Below are 20,570 nucleotides of genomic sequence, written 5' to 3' on the forward strand. Positions count from 1 at the left end.
TCTCTTGATATGCGTGATTTTACATAATTTGCCACACATCAATATTATCTGTTATACCCAGCTTTTTGTATAAGCCGGGTATCTGCACAGCTTATTGTCTACCAGGAACCTGCAAACCACGACGTTCCAGGACTTGTCGTACCTGTGGGCTAGGAGTGTAGTTATAACCGTAGCTAGAACGCTCAGAGTCATCCATCACCTGCGGTGTGAGCAAAACAATTACCTCTCTGCGTTCATTGTTTCTGTTTGTTCTTCTAAACAGCGACCCAATGAGGGGAATATCACCTAAGATAGGAACCTTGCTGATACTTGTTCGGTCTTGGTCTTGAATAATACCGGAAAGAATTAGCGTTTGCCCATCTCGCAGACGAATTGTGCCAGAATTGAGCGATCGTTCAGATACCAAAAAGATTGTTTGGTTATTACCTGAAACATTAAGAACGGCAGAAGATTGGGGTGCTTTGACAACGGGAGCCACTGATAAGGAAACAAAACCATTATCGTCAATGCGATCCACTTTCACAGCCAAGGTTAAACCCACATCTGTTTTCTCGGCTGTAATCGTTTGTATAGAAGTACCATCACCACGAGTTGTTTCGCTTTTGATGTTTCCTACTACTTCTTGGGTAAGTTTGACATTAGCTGTTGAACCTTCTTGAACAATTAAGGTTGGATCAGTCAAAATTTTGGCATTGCCACTTGTAACCTGAGCTTGCAAACTGGCGAGAAGACGTTTGGGAAACTGGTAAAGAGTTGGCAAAGATACAGTAGCTGTGCCAAGAGTTCCTTGTGCTACACTTGTAGTGCCATCTGCATTTAAGGTAACAATATTATCTGTAGCTGGTGTAATTTCGGTGAAACCTGGTTGTAGAGGGTTTCCTCCACTAGTAGGCGCAACAGGTTGATAAAAGATTCCTGAACCAGCATTTTGAGTTCTTGTAGTAACGCCATTTTGATCTACTACTATAGTTCCTGGAGTAGTTCCTGGAATAGACACTGCGCTATTTGGTTCAAAAAAGGGAGCGCCTGTAATTGGATTTGTAATAACTGGTGTACTAGTCACACTGTTTGCCACTTCAGTACCACTAGCTGGTCTAGAACCACCAAAGTTGAAAGTTGCAGCACCACCGTCAATAGCAAAATAGTTATTGCCAATGCCAAAAGAGAAGCTAGTGTTGTAGTCTTGAGCGCCTGACAGGTTAACATCAATAATCTTGACATTAACCACCACTTGACGACGGCGAATATCAAGTTGAGTTAATTGAGTAGTTGCCATTTCAACTAACTTAGGAGAACCAATCAAAGTAATAGCATTTGTACGCTCGTCTCCTAATGCCTGTAAACCCCTCAATAAAGGCGTTGAGTCTTTATAATCAATGCGTTGAGCCTGAACTTGGGTTTCAGTAGTTGTCTGGGTTTGGGTAATGGGTGCTACTCCAGTCCCTACAGGTATAGCACTCACACTAGTAACTTGTCTTTCACGGCTGACCGCACTTTCTGCACCTAAACCCACCAAAAAGTTCAAAGCGACTCCCACAGTTACCTGATTTAGTCGCAGACTCCGCATCACAACATCACGGGTGGAGTTAGGCAGTTTAGTACCGACAAAAACTGTTCTGCCACTGCGGTTTGCTTCTAAACCACTTAAGCGCAAAACGTAGTTAAAGACATCTTGAACAGGTTCGTTTTCTATATCTAGGGAAATAGACTGAATACTACTTGCTGTGGCACCTGGCTGACCTCCCGCAGATGGCGCTCCTGCTCCTTCGCTACCTACAAAAGCTAGGTTAAGACCAGCAGCACGAGCCAGAAGTGACAAAACTTCTCTAACTGGTGCATCTCGCAACACTAGACGTGGAACCCGTTCTTGAGTGCCTAAATCAATCACGGTTGGAGAAGTATCAGTATTAGATTGAGTAATATCTCCAACTGGTGGGGCAACTGCTCTAGGTAAGAAAGGGGGAGCTTGGTTATAAGGTTGATTAGGACCGGCTGCTTTTGCAGGTTGTCCGTCAATAGAGACTTCTGGGTTAGGAACTAGCACCTCTATCTTTTTACCAGGTTCAGATGGAGTTGCTGATGTTTCTGTATTTGGTGTTATGGGTACTGATGCAGTTGCATCTGTGCTAGGTGTAAAGCCAAGAGTTAAACCGTTATTTTGTCGGACTAAAGGCTTACCCGTGGGGGCATTATCACTACCAGTTACTGTCACCCGCACACTATTAGCATCTAACTGATTAACCTCAACCGATGCGATTCCCGGTACTGGGTTTTCTTGTCGGAAATTTTTACCTTGGGGTAAACGCAGTTGCGTATTAATAATATCTGCGACTAGGGCTTTATCCCTCTTGGTGGTAAAAACCTGGGGCTTATCACCAGAGGAAGTCTTTAAAATAACACTAATTCCCCCATCAGCAGGATTTAGTTGCACTTCAGTAATTTGAGTTGTCTGAGCCAAAACTGGCTGCGCTGCTAAGATTACACAAGCAGTCACACTTGAAATTAAAGCATTACTATGAACCTGTTTCACAGTTCATTCCTCACATTAAATAAAAACCAGTCTGTATGTCTACTTGTTAACTAACCATCTAGAAGTAACCTTTCGTGCATTAGATTTGCATTCATACAAATCAGCACTCAGTAATTTGGATGGTTAGGGTTTAGGTGGAGCCGCTTTTGCTGTTGCTTCTGCGGCTTCTTCAGCAGTTAATGGCATTAATGCCTCTAATTCAAAGGAAGTACCTAGTTTAGCTGGGCCAGTCTGAACTATTACCTGTTTTCCATCTACAGTTTCTGTTTCTGGCGGCACTAATTTAGAGTCATAGTTTTTGACTAGCAATAAAGGCTGTAAACGCTCAATATTACGCATAATTGATTGCGTTTGTTCAAAAGTGCCTTCAATGTCAACTTTGATAATGCTGCGTTTGAGTTTATTGTTGACTTGTTCTCCAAGACTGCTATCAGTAACTATTTGTGCTTCTTCTCCAGATGGTACAAACTTTTTGAGTTTGGCTCTGACGTTATTTCCAGCGCCTTGACCATTGCTAGACTCGACCAAGCGATTGGTATCCATCAACAATGTATCTAAGCTTTTTTCATTAGCAAATAACGCTAAAACTTGGATTTGTTGCTGCTTGGCTTGGGCTAACTCTGCTAATACATTGTCAATTTGTTTGGCTTGAAGTCTCTTTTGGTCAACTTGTCCTTGGAGTGTATTACTTTCTGTTTGTTTCTGCTGATAGGTATCCCAAGCAGGCATAACCATGTTCAGTATCATATAACCAGCAGCAAGAACCCCCAAGGCTCCAACTACACCACCAATAATTGGTGGTGTGAAAGTAATACCAAAAGCAACGGGATAAGATGATGGGGCATCATCAAAATTAGTAGGGTGTTGTGAAAAATTTAAATCATCACTCAGTGTCATTTGGTAATGGCTCCTGTTTTTTGGATGCTACGAAGCCTAGTCACTAGTCCGACTGTGCCTTTTTGCTCTAATTCACGAATTAATTCAGATGCTGGTACATTACTTAGACCAGCTTTAATGGTATACTTAACCACTTGAATTGGTTTAATTTTCTCTTGATTTTGACTTTCAGGTTGAATAGCACCTGTTTGTGAAGGTGCATCAATTAACTCTGCTGTGCTAATTTTGCTGTTTGAGGCATCTAAGAATTTAGATTGTCCGAGACTCAATACAAAATCGTTGACATCATTAAAAGAGCGAGCAAAACCATTAATTTCTAGGCTTCCAGCGGGATTGCTAGGTGTTTTACCCTGGGTAGCCTGGGTTTGGATAATACCGGCAGTTTGCTTGATATTTTCAATCTGCACATTCGCGGGAATGCGATCGCGCAAATCTTGTAACATGGCAGACCAAGGACGAATTTGATCAAACACAGTCACTAAAGCTTGTGTTTGCACTTTAATATTTGTTGTTTCATCCTTGACTTTCTTAATGTTGGCTATTCTACCGTCTAACTCCTTATTTTCCTGCTCTAGTTTTTGAATTGTCTGGGTTAACTCATCTGTTCTGGCTTGCAAAAACAACAAACCACCAAATACCAAAGCTGGGAAACATAAACCCACACCGACTCCCAAATAAACTGGCATTAAATCACCCAGATTAATTGGCTGTCTGACGGGTTTTTCCGTATTGATTTCAACAGGCGATCGGTCTTTAAGAAAGTTAATATCTAGACTGTACACGTTGTTATGCCTCCCGCATTCCTAAACCAAGTACTATCCCTAAACCAGGGCGTTGTACCAATGGATATTTTTCAGCTTCTACTTCCAAAGACAAATCTCTGATTGGATCTATTTGGGTTGTGGGAAAACCTAATCGTTGAGTAAAAAACTCATCTAGCTGTTGAAGTCCTCCTCCTGTACCCGCTAGAAGAATCTGCGCTACTTCTAAACCTTCACTCTGATTGATATAAAAATCTATAGATCGGCGCAATTCATCCGATAATTCTCCCAATACTTTCAACATCGGACCCATACCAGGATTAACCCCTGTAGTCCCCGTTCTCCCCAAATCCATAGGATTCGCGGGAATAGTCATACCCATCAACATATCCATATCTCGTGATGTGGGTAAATTCATTGCCCTTGATAAAGCAGCTTGCAATTGATATGTACCTATAGGTACAGTACGCGAAAATTGCGGTACGCCATTGATAATGATGGCAATTTCAGTGCTATCAAACTCAATATCAACTAATACTGCTGCTTCTTGGGGTCCGAATAGCCTCAACTGGTCACGAATAGTCCGAATGAGAGCAAAGCTGTTAATTTCTAAAACATCAATCTTTAATCCTGCTTCAGCAAAAGTATTAATATAGGTATTTGTTACTTCCTTGCGAGTGGCAACTAAGAGTACCTGTACTTTTTCAATCCCATCCTCATCTACAAAGTACCCCAGTTTCTGATAATCTACATCAGCTTCCTCTCGTGGATAGGGCAGATACAATGCGGCTTCATGGTTCAGCACCATCTCCCGCAATTCTTTATCATCCAATTCCGCTGGCACAGGAATGACGCGCACAATAGCGTCTCTTCCTGGGATACAAGTGGCAACACGGGAAGCTTTAATTTTGCTTTCAGCCAATGCCTCCTGGATTAGTTCTGCCATCCTTGGAGAATCGTTAATTTGTCCGTCGCTAATTAATCCCTCTGGTACTGGTATCGTTGTCAAGGATTCTAGTTTTAAGCCTTGGCGCTGCTTACGTAACTGAACTATGTTCATTCGTTCTGGTGCAAGCTCAATGCCAATTCCTTTATTAGATTTACCAAGGAGATTACTGAGATTACTGAAAACGTTCACCACAGTTTTACCCACTAGACTACTAAATGAAAAATTTAAATTTGGTTCCAAGCGAACTTAGTACCAAGTAATCTATATAGCCTATAATCTCGACATTTCTGCATAAGTTTTACACACCTTTCAAACGTAAAAATATTATCACGATGATTCAATCACAAAAATTCAGACAACTAACTGTTTGGGCGCTGCTGGGCTTACTTACCAGTTGGGTTGTAAGTTGCAGCACAGGTAACTTTAGCTCAAGTACAAAACCAGTTGCTTCTGAAGCCGCAACCGTTGAGTTTTGGACGATGCAACTCCAACCCCAATTTACAGACTACTTTCAAAACCTAATTGCGAGCTTTGAATCGCAAAACCCTAGTATCAAAGTAAAATGGGTGGATGTACCTTGGTCGGCGATGGAGAACAAGATTTTAACAGCTGTCTCCGCAAAAACGCCACCGGATGTTGTCAACCTTAATCCAGATTTTGCTTCCCAACTTGCAGGACGAAATGCCTGGTTAGATTTAGATGCAAAAGTGTCAAGTGAAGTTCGTTCCTCCTATTTGCCTAATATTTGGCAAGCTAGTACCCTCAATGGCAAGAGTTTTGGGATTCCTTGGTATCTCACCACAAGGTTAACTATTTATAACACTGATTTATTAAAACAAGCAGGTATCAACAAAGCTCCGGCAACTTATGCAGAATTAGGGCAAGCGGCGCAACAAATCAAAGATAAAACGGGTAAATATGCCTTTTTTGCAACTTTTGTCCCCCAAGATTCTGGTGAAGTGTTGGAATCATTTGTCCAAATGGGGGTCACTTTAGTAAATGCTGAGGGTAAAGCAGGTTTTAATTCACCACAAGGAAAAGCTGCTTTTCAATATTGGGTAGATTTATATAAAAAAGGATTACTACCTAAGGAATCATTGACACAAGGTCATCGTCATGCTGTTGATTTATACCAATCTGGAGAAACAGCACTGTTAGCTTCTGGGCCTGAGTTTCTGAAGACGATATCTAATAATGCGCCAAAAATTGCTCAAGCTTCTGCGATCGCACCACAAATTACAGGAGATACAGGCAAAAAAAATGTAGCTGTTATGAATATAGTCATTCCCCGCGCCAGCAAACACCCTGACGATGCAGTTAAATTTGCCTTGTTTGTCACTAATGATGAAAATCAACTAGAATTTGCTAAAGCTGCGAATGTCCTACCATCAACTGTTAAAGCACTGGGTGACAGTTATTTTAAGAATATTCCTGCTAATGCTTCAACTGTAGAAAAAGGGCGTTTTCTCAGCGCTCAACAGATGGAAAAAGCTGAAGTGTTAACCCCGAAAATGAAAGATTTTAAATTCTTGCAAAAAACAATTTACGAAAATTTACAAGCGGCGATGTTAGGGGAAAAAACAGTGGATAAAGCTGTAGAAGATGCGGCACAACAGTGGGATAATCGGTAATGGGTAATGGGTAATTGGTAATTGGTAATTGGTAATTGGTAATTGGTAATCGGTAATGGGTGATTGGTAATTGGTAATTGGTAATTGGTAATTGGTGATTGGTAATTGGTAATTGGTAATTGGTAATTGGTAATTGGTAATCATATTTACCTGTTACCTAAAAAATGACCGATTAGATAGAGGGAGCCGCAGAGAACTACTAGGTTATCTGTAGAGGTGAAAGCAGCATCTAGCGCCGAAAATACATCTGGATAGGTGCTGCAATAACTCAATTCTGGGCAAATTTCATGAGCTAAATTTGTTAATTTATCAAGATTTGCTGAATTACTATCTGGGACTGGCACTAAATATAATTTATCTTCGGGTTTGAGAAGTGCTTGAAAAATATCAGCATGATCTTTAGTGGCTAACATCCCCATAACCCAGGTTATTTTTTTGGTATTTAAAGTATCTACATAATTGCGTAAAACTTCCGCTGCGGCTGGGTTATGTGCGCCATCAATTAATATTTGATAATTCTTATTATCATTTTTCCAGGTTATCCATTGCATTCGGCCTGGCCATTTAGTTTTTCCCATACCGTTGATTATGGCTGTTTCAGAAATTTGCCACCCTTTTTGTTGCAATATTTCCAAAGCGGCTAAAGCCAAAGCTGAATTAGTTAATTGAATTTGTCCTTGTAGCGGTAAGGGATATTTTATTAATCCTGGAGTTTGAGTTTTTTGATATTCTGCCCAATCTGTAGCTATGGGAAATCCGGGCTGAGGTGTGATGACAGGGCATTGTAATTCTATGGTAAGCGATAGCGAAGCGCTGCTGCAAGCAGTTCGCACCACTTTTTCGGCATCTAGTGGCAACGGACCAACTACCACAGGACATCCAGGTTTAATGATACCAGCTTTTTCTCTGGCAATATCGGCAACAGTAGGGCCTAATTGCTGCCAGTGTTCCCGACTGATAGAAGTAATTATTGTCACCAAGGGCTGAGAACAGACGTTAGTTGCATCCAAACGCCCTCCTAGTCCCACCTCTACCACTGCTATATCAACTTTCTGTTGTGAAAAATATAACCAAGCTGCTGCGGTAATTACTTCAAAGTGAGTTGGTGATTCTTCTTCAGATTCAATAGCAGCTTGGACTTCTAGAATTAATTGACAAAAATCATCTTTATAAATTGGCTGTTCATTTATACAAATGCGTTCAGTCCAATCTACTAAATGGGGTGAAGTGTAGCGTCCTGTCCGATAACCAGCTTCAGTAAGTACAGAAGAAAGATAGGCACAAACAGAACCTTTACCATTAGTGCCAGCAACATGAATTATAGGGACTTGGTGATGAGGATTACCGAGATTGTCTAATAACTTGACAATGCGCGATAGTCCCAGATTGACACCAAAGTGTTGAAAGGGTTGGAGTAATGAGTCGATATTCACAGGAACTGGGGATTGAGGGCAAGTTAGTACAAAGCAATGAGTAACAAGTCATGAGTAGAAGAGTCAACCACTCGGTACTCGGTACTCAGTACTTGGTACTCAGCAATTACCCTTTACCTAATTATGCTTCTTTGTTCAAGAAATTTTGTACTTGTCTTAAAGCCGCTGCACCGATGTTAAACACAGCCCAACTAGCAGCAATAGCGATTGGTGCTAAAACGATTACTACACGCATATCCATGTCCATATCTAGAATCCTTCTGTTAAGTAGAAATTAAAGTTTTGTCAACAGCTCTCAATTTTTATTTTTAGCCGAAGTGGGGTATTTTTCCAAGCTTAATTGTAAAGAATCATTAAGTTGCTGAGTACCGAGTACCGAGTACTGAGTAAGAATTTTCTCTCCCTGCCCCTGCCCCCTGCCTTCTCTCTCACCTATCTAAAACCAATATCCGTGCCTTTCCCGGCGTGAACTAGAGCTAACTTGTGGTACTTTTTGGCGTGTTCGATGAGGTCTGTGGCTTCGGTTTCTGTAAGTTGACGCGCTACTTTAGCCGGAATGCCTACTACTAGAGAAAAAGGAGGTATATCTTTGGTGACTACTGCACCAGCGCCAATGATGCTACCTGTACCAACTCTGACTCCACCTAAAATTATTGCGCCAATGCCAATTAAACTCCCACGTTCAATGTAGGCAGAATGTACCACAGCACGATGCCCTACTGTAACATGATCTTCTAAGATTGTCGGACAACCAGGATCACCATGTAGGATAGCTCCATCCTGAATGTTTGTGCATTCGCCAATTTCAATGCGTTCTACATCCCCCCTAACCACTGCTCCATACCAAATGCTTACCCCTGCTGCGATGTTGACTGAGCCGACAACAACAGCGTTGGTTGCGATAAAAGCAGCTTGAGAAAAATCGGGAGATGTCCAGTAGGAAACAGTAGACACGATAGAATATTGATATGGTACCCAGGAACACTGGAAAAACTCCAACCTTTGAGGCTGGTTGCACAACCAGAATATCACAGCGGTTTGCTCTGTACGCGAAGGAAGACACTAGTACTACTGCACGGAAGCCAAAAGTCGAAAGTCAAAAAGCTCATATCATCAGCTTTGATTTGACTGGAGAATTTTAGCTTTATTTCTTCGGTGCGGTACTATATGAGAAATACTCTGGTTGCAACCCCTTTGGTTTGCAGTGACGAGCAAGTAACTCAAAGTGGCAGAGCCGAAGCGTAAAATCAAACCCACTGGTGCTGGTGAAGACAAAATTATGCTTGTACGCACTTCATGATGAATCCAGGCTTGCAGTACCCAATATTTGGCCCTGAAATACAGTGTCCTCACTGTCGCCAGTCTATTCCCGCGCTGACTCTAACTGATACTTATTTGTGTACGCGTCATGGTGCGTTTGAAGCGAATCCGAAAACAGGAGAGTTGGTTCATCTCCAATCGGGTCGTCATTGGCGCAGGTGGAACGAAGAATGGTATCGACAACATACTCATCCTGATGGAATTCGGTTTGAAATCCACGAAGCGTTAGATAAGCTATATACTCAAGGATATAGAGCTACGAGGGTGATTATTGCCCGACGCTATCAGGAGTTAATGAGTGGATATTTGGAACGTAGTAGTCCTTGGCGTTCTGGACAACCAGAAGCTGCTCCTGCTCGTTTGTATGGCTTACCAGTAGAGTTTGGCCCCGATCCTGCGGAGGAACCTTGCTGGGAAGTAATTAATTTTGATTTAGACAAGGAGCCTGGTGTGCCTGTGCGTTACCCTTATTTTAGGCTGTTTGAGTAGGGCGTACCGAGCGTGGAGTACTGAGTACCGAGTACCGAGTCTGGAGTTTTGAATGATAATAATTAGTAGTTGCTCTTAGTAACTTAAGTAAAAGGTTTTTATTTACTTGTTTACAAAAAGCATTACTTGGTTCAAGGCTCTAATAAAGTAATTTATATTACTCATTACTCCACACTCATTACTCGGTACTCGGTACTCGTCATGCATCATGCTTCTATTCGGACGGCGAATATTCACTTAGCGATCGCTTTCTATGAGCAGTTAGGATTTACAGTTGGCGATCGCTTCACTACAGGTTATACTCTAGCTTGTTGGCTGGAAGGATTGGATAGCCGCATTGAATTGATCCAAATTCCCCAGCCCAAACCAGCCCCTGATGCTTTTGCAGATGAGCATTATGTGGGCTATTATCATCTTTCCTTTGATCTAACTGAGATTGCACCAGATTTACACAGTTGGTTGGAAAGTTTAAAATCACGCATAGCTGTGGTAAGTGAGTTGCAACCCCTGCAAATCCTTTTAGAACCAACTCAGCAGCAAATAGGCGATCGCATTTTGGAAGTCGCTTTCATCGCTGATGCTGATGGCTTACCTTTAGAGTTTATTCGGTTTTTAGACAAACTTGGTTAATCTGGTCATTGGTCATGGGTAATCGGTAACGGGGAAGATAGGGGAATATTCTCCTTCCTCCTTAACTACGGATAGCGCAGCGCGGCCTATGACACCTAAATCGTCACGTCAGCTATAGCCATAATCTTTGTTCTGAAAATTTTCCAGAAAGATTAAACGAAAGATGTATAGGTAAAAAGAATGTAGTCTTATTTACTTATGGCTAAATAAATATATGTTTGTGATTTCTGGATTTTATCGTTATCGTATTCCCCTAATACTGTTCTTTTTATCGCTAATTGCCACATTTTCGTTGAAGCATACTATTTCAGATAGCCAAAAATTAGTGAATGCCAGCTGGGAACATTCTCAGCAAATATTCGTAGACAAAAAAACAAATAATCTGACATTGACAAAAAATGTCATGCAGACAGTGCTAAACAATGGTTTAACTGTATTAACTAAAGAAGTACATAATGCACCAGTTGTAACTGTGCAGATGTGGTATAAAGTTGGCTCAGTTAATGAAGCACCAGGAATGAATGGTATTGCTCACCAGTTAGAGCATATGATGTTTAAAGGCACAAAAACCCGTCCTCTGCAATTTGGACAGTTGTTTAGTGCTTTAGGTAGTGATTCCAATGCTTTCACCAGTTACGAACAAACTGCATATTACAATACAGCCGAAAGTGATAAACTCCAAGCGCTGCTGGAACTAGAAGCAGACAGGATGCAAAATTTGCTCATTGATAACCAGCAACTAGCCAGTGAAAAGCGGGTAGTAATTTCTGAGTTGCAAGGTTATGAAAATAGTCCAAAATACCGTCTCAAGCGTGCTGTCATGAAATCGGTGTTTCCTAATCATGCTTATGGTTTAGCTACTGGTGGAACTAAGGCTGATGTAGAAAAATTAACGGTTGAGCAGGTGCGAGAATACTATCAGCAATTTTACAATCCTGAAAGTGCTATATTGGTAATAGTCGGAGATTTCCCAACTGCACCAACCCTAGAAGCAGTAAAAAGTATTTTTGGCAAAATTCCCCAAAGTCAAAAATCTCCCCAAATCCCCAAATCTCCGATTTCCCAAATTTCTGCTTCTCCAATTTGGTTGCAAGAACCAGGTGTTGAGAAGCTTTTACAAGTAATTTATCCACTTCCAGATTTAAATCACCCAGATGTACCAACTTTAGGGGTGATGGATTATATTTTAACATCGGGAAAAAATTCTTATTTATATGAAGTTTTAGTTAAATCAGGTTTAGCTATTGATGTTTCGGCTCATGTAGCTAGTCTGCGGCAGTCAGGATGGTATGATTTGTCAGTCACTGCTGCACCAAATCAAGATTTACAAAAAATTAATGCGGTTTTGAAGAGTTCGCTGGTGAAACTGGCAAAAACTGGCGTAACATCAGAGCAGGTTGAACGGGCAAAAACTCAATTAGCAGCGTCTGTGATTTTGAATAGTCGTGATATCAATAGTCAAGCTATGCAGTTTGCTAATGATCAGCTAGTTGGTGGTGATTATCGCTATACAGAACGGTATTTAGCAAATGTCCGCCAGGTAAAGCCGGCTGATATTATATCTGTAATCAATAAATATCTCAAACCAGAAGCGCAGGTAGTTGGTTTTTTTGAACCACAACAAAAAGAAGTAAATAGGGATACTCAATCATCTCCAGCAGCAAATTCAGAAAATTTTTCTGTGGGGGTTTCTGTAGCTGCATCTGAGGTGATGAAATATTTACCAGCAAGTACGATCGCTGTTGCTCATAATTCAAAGCAAAATATACCACAAAAGGTAACATTGGCAAATGGCTTGCGGGTGTTACTCTTACCTGATCAAAGTAGTCCAACAGTGAGTTTGAGTGGTTATATTAAAGCTGGTAAGGAATTTGATGCAGATGATAAAGCGGGATTAGCGTCTTTGGTGGCAGATAATTTGATGAATGGGACTACAACCAAGGATACATTGACTATTGCTAAAACTTTAGAAGCACGGGGTGCGAGTTTGAATTTTGCAGCGCAGCGTGAGGGTGTGCGTATTCAGGGTAAGAGTTTAAGGGAAGATTTACCTGTTTTGCTGGAGACGATGACGGATGTTGTTAAAAATAGTACTTTTCCTGTAAATGAGTTAGAGCTAAGTCGTAAACAGGCTTTAAATGGGTTAAATGCAGATTTGAATGATGCTGACGAGGTTGCTAATAGGAAATTAATTCAATCTATTTATCCGTATAATCATCCTTTACATAACTTTCCGACAGAAAAAAGTATACAGAATATTAATAGAGGTGATGTGATTGCTTTTAAACAAAAACATTATCGTCCAGATACTACAGTATTAACATTGGTGGGTGATTTTGATGTAGAGAAAGTGCGATCGCTCTTAGAAACTCAAATGGGTGATTGGCAAGTTAAGGGAAAACCGCCAATATTAAAATATCCTACAGTAGTGATGAAAGATAAGGGGATAAATCTTAATTCTGTTCTGCCTGGTAAATCCCAAGCTGTGACTTATATGGGTTATACAGGCATTAAACGCCAAGATCCCCGCTTTTATCAAGCTTTAGTGTTGAACCAAATTTTGGGAGGGGATACATTATCTAGTAGACTGGGAGCAGAAGTGCGCGATCGCTTGGGTTTAACTTACGGAATCTATAGCAACTTCCTAGCTGGAAGTAACACCGGTACGTTTTTGATTGAAATGCAAACCAGTCCAGAATATACTCATAAAGCGATCGCAAGTACCCGTCAACTATTAAAACAACTGCATCAGCAAGGTGTAACCGAACTAGAAGTAGAAACTGCCAAACGCACCCTGATTAGTAACTATAATATTTCCCTAGCAAAACCAGAAGAATTAACAGATAGAATTCTGATGAATGAGGTTTATGGACTAAATGAGATAGAATTGCGTTCTTTTGTCCAAAAAATCCAGCAAGTCAATCTTAATGAAGTCAATCAAGCAGCGCGAGAGTTACTCAATCCTGATAACATTGTCGTTGTCACCGCTGGCCCAGCAATAATGGCAGAGCATAGATAAGGGGAGCATCCACTTTTGGCGGATAGCCCGCACTTCGTGCCGCTTTGCTAACAGACTAGAAGTCTGGGGCTACAAAAACGAAGTCCGCCTATTCACGCGGACTCTTTGAACCCACGCAGGTGGGTTTTGCCTGTGTAGCTGCGATTTCTAATCGCCATGTGTTTCTATTATTCTAACTCCGTAACCATCATATGCAGAGCTAAAACTACACAATTTTATTGAGAGACTTCGACTCAGATCATAGATAATGGTCATAGGTATTACTAATAACCAAAGTCAGAAATGAGTAGTTTACTAACAAAAATTTCCAAACATCTATATCCAGTCTTTTGTTTATTCACATTCCTAGTTTGTCTTAGCTTCATGGGTGCAACTCCAGTAAGAGCAGCAAATTTAGCTGGTGATATACTCAAACAACCAGCTACAGAAATTAGAGTCAGTCTGGGTAATGTCGCTGGTGAACTCAAGTTTGAGCCAAATCATCTAAAATTCCAGGCAGGTAAACGCTACAACCTTCACCTGAATAATCCTAGCCCTGTGAAGCACTATTTTACGAGTAAAGACTTTGCTGATGCGATTTGGACACAAAAAGTCGAAGCTGGTAATGTAGAAATCAAAGGTGCTATCCACGAATTAGAACTAAAACCTGATGCAGAAGCAGAATGGGTATTTGTTCCTCTCAAGCCAGGTAAATATAGTTTACGCTGTACCATCGCAGGACACACAGAAGCGGGGATGGTTGGAGATATATTGGTTGATTAATAACTATCAAATATTCTGTATCCTTATGATACAACTTATTGCCAAAAAGCTGATACTGCACAATTTTCATAAAATCCATATTTAAAAAACTTATTGATTTGGAGTACTCTAACTACGTGGTATACAAATCACTAGGAATGAAAACTATATCTGTTGATTAACCTTTAACTTCTTCCCAATCCTCAATCACCTCTATTTCTCTAGAGGCGCAAAATAAGTTAAGTTAAATATAGATATTTTTTCTCAACTAAGCTAGACAACTAATTAGCACTTAGGCAGTCAAGCACCAGCAATTATTAATTTTCCCATGAACATTTTCAGTAACTTGCTTTCTAAACCAGCCCAGCCAAAACCGGCACCAAGACAACGCAGAGGAATTGAAATTAAATCTCCCCGCGAAATTGAAATTATGCGACAATCAGCTAAGATTGTGGCAACCGTACTCAAAGAAATTTCTGAGCTAGTCCAGCCAGGAATGACTACGGCTGATTTGGATGCTCATGCGGAAAAACGCATCCGAGAAATGGGTGCAACTCCCAGTTTTAAAGGTTATCACGGCTTTCCGGCTTCGATTTGCTCTAGCATTAACAATGAGGTTGTGCATGGCATTCCCAGTCATAAAAAAGTGATTCGCACTGGAGATGTTTTAAAGGTAGATACAGGTGCTTATTATCAAGGTTTTCATGGGGATTCCTGTATTACAATTGCTGTGGGTGAGGTGACTCCAGAAGCTGCTAGGCTAATTATCGTTGCAGAAGAAGCTTTATTTAAAGGTATTGAACAGGTAAAAGCTGGTGTACATTTAGCAGAAATTGCTGGTGCGATTGAAGACCATGTAAAAGTTAATAAATTTTGTGTAGTGGAAGAGTTCACTGGACATGGTGTAGGTCGAAATTTACACGAAGAACCTGCGGTATTTAATTACAGAACTCGTGATATTCCCAATGTGAAATTGCGTTCAGGGATGACTTTGGCGATTGAACCAATTTTGAATGCTGGTTCTAGATTTACTCGGATTTTAGCTGATAGATGGACGGCTGTAACTGTTGATAATGCGCTGTCTGCTCAATTTGAGCATACGGTGTTAGTGACAGAAAGCGGTTATGAGATTTTGACTGATAGATCACTAGTTTAATGTTTCCCATTTGAATTAATGGAGAATGCGATACCTACGATTAGTGTAGCGATCGCATTTTTATTTAATTTTCAATAAATATTTTATCAAGTTTGTATTTTATCAAGTTTGTGTCTCTAGACATAAGCATCCGCAAATGATAAATTGCTAAAAAGTAAAAGCACAATTCAAATTTTCATGTTTACTATTTTGAAATAGTCAGAATGTATAAATTTTGATAGATGTATGAAAATTACAGTTTAAAAAACAACAATGAATGAAATTGATTTAGCTTTTACACCGGCTTTAGATTTAGCACAATTAATCCGTCATCGGGAAGTTTCACCTTTGGAGTTGGTAGAAATATATTTAGAACGGATTTCGCGCTTAAATCCCCAATTGGGAAGTTATTTTACAGTCACGGCAGATTTAGCTATTGCTGATGCTAAAGCGAAAACAGAATTACTCACAACCACTTCAGAACTACCACCATTTTTTGGTGTACCGATTTCTATTAAAGACCTCAATGCTGTAGTTGGTGTTCCCTGTAGTTACGGAAATCCGGCTTTGAAGAATAAGATTGCTAACCACGATGATGGCGTAGTTATCAGGATTAAACAAGCTGGGTTTACGATTCTTGGTAAAACTGCAACCTCAGAATTAGGTTCTTTTCCTTACAGTGAAGCTACAGGATTTACCGCAGCTAGAAACCCTTGGAATTTGGAGTATACCCCTGGTGGTTCTAGTGGTGGTGCAGCCTCATCAGTCGCAGCGGGATTAAGTGCGATCGCACAAGGTTCCGATGGTGGTGGTTCCATTCGTGGCCCTGCGGCTTGTTGTGGGTTAGTAGGAATCAAACCAGCGCGAGGAAGAGTGACACAATCACCAGTAGGCGATCGCTTGGGGGGAATAGCTGTCAATGGACCTATAGCCCGCACAGTAGCCGATGCAGCCGCTATGTTAGATGTGATATCTGGCTATTTTATCGGCGATCCTTATTGGTTGCCAGATCCAGAACCCTCATTTCTCGCTGCAACTCAAACAAAAACCAGTACTTTAAAAATTGCGTTTAGTACCAGTCTGCGTCCCTTTGGAGAAGCTGATAATAACTGTAGACAAGGGGTTTTAAAAACAGTTCAATTACTAGAACAATTTGGACATCAAATTGAAGAAAAATGCCCAGATTTCAGCGGTTTAGTAGAATCATTTCAAATCGTCTGGCAATCTGGAATAGCAGCTTCAGGAATTCCCCCAGAAGCTTTACAACCTGTCAATCGTTGGTTATTAGCTAGAAGCGGTTCCGTGGGTGAATATTTACAAGCACTTGCCGTCATGCAAATAGTTTCACGGCAAATAGTCGCGTTTTTTGATACTGTAGATATATTAGTATTACCAGTTTATCTGCACTCACCGATTCGCGTAGGTGAATGGGCAAATTTGAGTCCAGAACAGACATTTGAAAATATCGTTAACTGGGTTGCACCTTGTCCAGTAGCCAATGCCACAGGATTACCTGCGATCGCAATTCCCGTCGGTTTTGATAGTAATGGTTTACCCATAAGTGTGCAATTAATGGGTAAACCTGCCGCTGAGTCTACTTTAATTAGTCTAGCAGCCCAATTAGAAACCGCTAACCCTTGGATTCAACATCGTCCAGCACTTTAGTCTGAATCAGGATTTAGACGATTTGAGGATTAAAAATCAAGATAAATTCTATTGTCTGAATCAGGATTTAGAGGATTTGAGGATTTACAGGATAAAGATGAAAATACATTCTACTAAATCCTGTTAATCCTTTAATCCTGGTAATCCTGTTCGCGCAGCGTGGCGTTAGCCACTTCAGACAAATTAGCTAATTTTTCAGAATTTAGAGGATTGACAGGATGAAGATTAAATACATTCTACTAAATCCTGTTAATCCTTTAATCCTGGCAATCCTGATTCAGACAAATTAGCTAATTTTTTAGATGCTAACCAAAGCCGAAAGCTATGATGATATAAAGTATATCTAATTTCTTTACCAACGCGGATTTCTTGCAGAAATTCTAACCAACTTTCCAAAACCTCCATCACATCATAAACATCAACATTGATTTTTTTACTAATAGCCACTGTTGTCATCGCTTGAGTTTCCCCAGCAGTCAAAACCCGCAACACATCCACAGCAACATCAGATAAACCCTCACCTTGCATCTTTAGCCAATGTTGTTGATAATAAGTTTCTAAATCTGGAGGAATTTGATCAACATCATTTACAGAATAAAAACCATCAGCCACAGCTTTGATAACTTGCTGCACATACATAAAATTATCTTCATCTTCATTAATTAATTCAATTATATTTCTCTGTGAACTCTGTGTCTCTGTGGTTCGTTTCCTCCTAATATATTCTTTAACATCCTCCCTATTCTCCACCTGATAATCTGATAAATCTAAAACCTGTGAAGGTGCTTCAATTAATAAACCAGCATGAGATTTTTGATAAGGACGACGAGCGAAAATAAAATAAACTTGATTTGGTAAATATCGCGGTAGATAAAATAAATTTGTGCCTACCGCTTGACTGTTAATATCAACGGCATCTAAAGCATCAATAATAATAATTAATTTCTCATCAAGTGGTAAATTATCGCTGATTTGTTGCAACAAATTAGAAAATAACCAACTTCCCTCATTTGCATTTACAACTTCTATACTCGCTTGCGGGGAGGGTTGGGGAGGGGTGCTAGAAAAATTATCCAAAAATAAACTTAACTGTGTACAAACATCTTTAAAAAAATCCTCAACTCGATTTTTACCCGCAATTTGAGCATTGTAATAAATAGTATGGGGATTTTGTTTCACATATTGGGCGAGAATAGCACTTTTACCGCTACCGGGAACACCAACAATAGTTAAATAACCCTTGGGGTAACGGTGGAGAAAATTATTAATAGCAGTGAGAATAAAATCACGACCGACAAAATTTTGATCGCTTAATTCTAGGAAAGAGAAAGTATTCATCCCTCACCTTCCTTGCAGACGCAGAAAATGTAACCTTCCTGATGATTCCCCTGCTACAATTGTCACCCCATCAGGAGCAACCGCACAGCAATATATAGGACTTTCTCCGGTGAAACTTGCTATTTCCTTTCTGGTTGCTAAATCCCAGATTTTTATAGTTTCATCATCTGAACCAGAAATCACAGTTTGACCATCGGGTGTGAGTGAGATCGCTCTTACTAAGTCATTATGAACTTTAAGGGTGAACTTTTCTTGACCTGTTTCCAAATTCCAGATTTTAATAGTCTTGTCCAAAGAACCAGAAATTATGGTTTTTCCATCGGGTGTAACCGTGATCGTTCTTACCGAGTAAATATGACCTCTAAGGGTGAACTTTTCTTGACCTGTTTCCAAATTCCAGATTTTGATAGTCTTGTCATAAGAACCAGAAATCAGGGTTTTTCCATCAGGTGTGACTTCGATCGTTCTTACCGAGTCACTATGACCTTTAAGGGTGAACTTTTCTTTCCCTCTTCCTAAATCCCAGATTTTTATAGTTTCATCATCTGAACCAGAAATCAGGGTTTTTCCATCAGGTGTGACTGTGACCGCTCTTACCGAGTCACTATGACCTTTGAGGGTGAACTTTTCTTTCCCTGTTCCCAAATCCCAGATTTTTATAGTTTTGTTAGATAAACCAGAAATCATAATTTTTCCATCAGGTGTCACTCTGATCCCATAAACCCAATGACGATGACTTGATACGGCAAATTTTGTACCTTTGTCCAAATCCCAGATTTTGATAGTCTCGTCATCAGAACCAGAAATCACGTTTTTTCCATTGGGTGTCACTGCGAGCGCATTTACCGAGTTACCATGGCCTTTGAGGGTAAACTTTTCTGTTCCTGTTCCTAAATCCCAGATTTTGATAGTTTTGTATGATGCAGAAATCACGTTTTTTCCATCGGATGTGAGCGCGATCGCATTTACCACGAAGCCAAGATGAACTTTGAGGGTGAACTTTTCTATACCTTTTTTCAAATCCCAGATTTTGATAGTGTTGTCAAATGAACCGGAAATCATGGTTTTTCCATCTGGTGTAAGTGTGATCGCATTTACCGACAAACTATGACCTTTAAGGGTGAACTTTTCTATACCTTTTTCCAAATCCCAGATTTTGATAGTGTTGTCAAATGAACCGGAAATCACGGTTTTTCCATCGGTTGTGAGTGCGATCGCATTTACCGACCGACTATGACCTTTAAGGGTGAACTTTTCTATACCTTTTTCCAAATCCCAGATTTTGATATTGCTGTCATCAGAACCAGAAATCACCGTTTTTCCATCGGTTGTGAGTGCAATCGCTCTTACTAAGTTGTTATGACTTTTAAGGGTGAACTTTTCTGTTCCTGTGAACAAATCCCAGATTTTGATAGTGTTGTCATCTGAAGCAGAAATCACGGTTTTTCCATCGGTTGTGAGTGCGAGTGCTGTTACCGAGTGACCGTGACCTTTGAGGGTAGATTTTTCCGTTCCTGTGACCAAATCCCAGATTTTGATAGTGTTGTCATCTGAAGCAGAAATCATGGTTTTTCCATCAGTTGTAAGTGCGAGCGCCGTTACCGAGTCACTGTGACCTTTAAGAATGCGAATTAATCCACCACCACCAGGAGGTGTTAGGCTACCTATTAAACTATATAAACCTATGTTTTTATCTGTGGCTATTTGTGCTAATAAATTTTTAATTTCTGGTAAATCAAAATATGCTAGTCGTGCTGATAGCTGTCCCTTGAGTTGTTTTGGATCTTGAAATATTATGTGTGTTGTTCTGAATAAAGCACCTTGAATTAATTTTAATGCTTTGAGGGTTTCTGCATATTTTGAATTATTCTTTATTTTTGAAGTATCTAATAAATCATAATCTTCAATTAGTGCTTGCACTCCAAATAAAGGATGATTAATTTTCGCTTGGATAAAGTAGAAATTCCCTAATAATTTACCTGACGGGATGACAAAAATGGTTAAAATGCAGACAGAATAAGCCTCATAGCTC

Annotated in this window: 17 protein-coding genes; 7 read left to right on the forward strand and 10 right to left on the reverse strand. The window is 40.2% G+C overall.

Annotation, left to right across the window (positions count from 1 at the left end; all coding sequences use genetic code 11):
- Positions 1 to 91 precede the first annotated feature (91 nt).
- The 4 genes from VB713_RS10825 to VB713_RS10840 form a co-directional block, all read right to left on the reverse strand.
- Entirely contained in the window at positions 92 to 2,530 is a 2,439-nt protein-coding gene (locus VB713_RS10825; RefSeq protein WP_323311565.1) for an AMIN domain-containing protein, read from the reverse strand.
- 123 nt (positions 2,531 to 2,653) lie between these two features.
- A complete protein-coding gene (locus VB713_RS10830; RefSeq protein ID WP_323311566.1) occupies positions 2,654 to 3,427 on the reverse strand; it encodes a pilus assembly protein PilO in 774 nt (257 codons plus the stop codon).
- Positions 3,424 to 4,209: a PilN domain-containing protein gene (locus tag VB713_RS10835; protein ID WP_323311567.1), complete on the reverse strand. Its 786-nt coding sequence runs from the start codon at positions 4,207 to 4,209 to the stop codon at positions 3,424 to 3,426. Before VB713_RS10835 ends, VB713_RS10830 begins: the two co-directional genes overlap by 4 nt.
- A gap of 4 nt (positions 4,210 to 4,213) precedes the next feature.
- Positions 4,214 to 5,329 carry a type IV pilus biogenesis protein PilM gene (locus VB713_RS10840; RefSeq protein WP_323311568.1) on the reverse strand — a complete coding sequence of 372 codons (1,116 nt, stop codon included), beginning with the start codon at positions 5,327 to 5,329 and terminating at the stop codon, positions 4,214 to 4,216.
- Between the two features lie 140 nt (positions 5,330 to 5,469).
- On the opposite strand from VB713_RS10840, the gene VB713_RS10845 reads away from it, so the two are divergent.
- The gene (locus VB713_RS10845) at positions 5,470 to 6,768 is read left to right on the forward strand and encodes a sugar ABC transporter substrate-binding protein (protein WP_323311569.1); all 1,299 of its coding nucleotides are present in this window, start codon (positions 5,470 to 5,472) and stop codon (positions 6,766 to 6,768) included.
- Here VB713_RS10845 and VB713_RS10850 read toward each other — a convergent pair.
- The 4 genes from VB713_RS10850 to VB713_RS10865 form a co-directional block, all read right to left on the reverse strand.
- Positions 6,706 to 6,912, reverse strand: a complete 207-nt coding sequence (locus tag VB713_RS10850) for a hypothetical protein (protein WP_416242436.1) — start codon at positions 6,910 to 6,912, stop codon at positions 6,706 to 6,708. The two genes, VB713_RS10845 and VB713_RS10850, sit on opposite strands and share 63 nt — an antisense overlap.
- 2 nt (positions 6,913 to 6,914) lie before the next feature.
- A complete protein-coding gene (locus VB713_RS10855; RefSeq protein WP_323311570.1) occupies positions 6,915 to 8,201 on the reverse strand; it encodes a folylpolyglutamate synthase/dihydrofolate synthase family protein in 1,287 nt (428 codons plus the stop codon).
- A 121-nt stretch (positions 8,202 to 8,322) separates the two neighbouring features.
- Positions 8,323 to 8,448 (reverse strand): photosystem II protein Y, encoded by a 126-nt coding sequence (locus VB713_RS10860; protein ID WP_323311571.1) that lies wholly within the window; start codon positions 8,446 to 8,448, stop codon positions 8,323 to 8,325.
- 185 nt (positions 8,449 to 8,633) lie between these two features.
- A complete protein-coding gene (locus VB713_RS10865; protein ID WP_323311572.1) occupies positions 8,634 to 9,155 on the reverse strand; it encodes a gamma carbonic anhydrase family protein in 522 nt (173 codons plus the stop codon).
- 342 nt (positions 9,156 to 9,497) lie between these two features.
- Here VB713_RS10865 and VB713_RS10870 point away from each other — a divergent pair, with 342 nt between their 5' ends.
- The 6 genes from VB713_RS10870 (at position 9,498) to VB713_RS10895 (ending at position 17,200) form a co-directional block, all read left to right on the forward strand.
- The gene (locus tag VB713_RS10870; RefSeq protein WP_323311573.1) at positions 9,498 to 10,010 is read left to right on the forward strand and encodes a TIGR02652 family protein; all 513 of its coding nucleotides are present in this window, start codon (positions 9,498 to 9,500) and stop codon (positions 10,008 to 10,010) included.
- 201 nt (positions 10,011 to 10,211) lie between these two features.
- Positions 10,212 to 10,640: a VOC family protein gene (locus VB713_RS10875; protein WP_323311574.1), complete on the forward strand. Its 429-nt coding sequence runs from the start codon at positions 10,212 to 10,214 to the stop codon at positions 10,638 to 10,640.
- Positions 10,641 to 10,854: 214 nt separating this feature from the next.
- Positions 10,855 to 13,659 carry a pitrilysin family protein gene (locus VB713_RS10880; RefSeq protein ID WP_323311575.1) on the forward strand — a complete coding sequence of 935 codons (2,805 nt, stop codon included), beginning with the start codon at positions 10,855 to 10,857 and terminating at the stop codon, positions 13,657 to 13,659.
- 363 nt (positions 13,660 to 14,022) lie between these two features.
- Entirely contained in the window at positions 14,023 to 14,421 is a 399-nt protein-coding gene (locus VB713_RS10885) for a cupredoxin domain-containing protein (protein ID WP_323311583.1), read from the forward strand.
- A gap of 307 nt (positions 14,422 to 14,728) precedes the next feature.
- The gene (gene map / locus VB713_RS10890) at positions 14,729 to 15,556 is read left to right on the forward strand and encodes a type I methionyl aminopeptidase (protein ID WP_323311576.1); all 828 of its coding nucleotides are present in this window, start codon (positions 14,729 to 14,731) and stop codon (positions 15,554 to 15,556) included.
- Positions 15,557 to 15,808: 252 nt separating this feature from the next.
- Positions 15,809 to 17,200, forward strand: a complete 1,392-nt coding sequence (locus VB713_RS10895) for an amidase (protein WP_323311577.1) — start codon at positions 15,809 to 15,811, stop codon at positions 17,198 to 17,200.
- Positions 17,201 to 17,449: 249 nt separating this feature from the next.
- Here VB713_RS10895 and VB713_RS10900 read toward each other — a convergent pair whose 3' ends face one another.
- Complete coding sequence (locus VB713_RS10900; RefSeq protein WP_323311578.1) at positions 17,450 to 18,538, reverse strand: ATP-binding protein; 1,089 nt, start codon at positions 18,536 to 18,538, stop codon at positions 17,450 to 17,452.
- A 3-nt stretch (positions 18,539 to 18,541) separates the two neighbouring features.
- Positions 18,542 to 20,570, reverse strand: a 2,029-nt coding sequence (locus VB713_RS10905; protein ID WP_323311579.1) for a WD40 repeat domain-containing protein, incomplete at its 5' end; no start/stop codon positions are given.

Origin of the sequence: Anabaena cylindrica UHCC 0172 (assembly GCF_034931625.1) — a bacterium.
GTDB classification, from domain to species: Bacteria; Cyanobacteriota; Cyanobacteriia; order Cyanobacteriales; family Nostocaceae; genus Anabaena; species Anabaena cylindrica_A.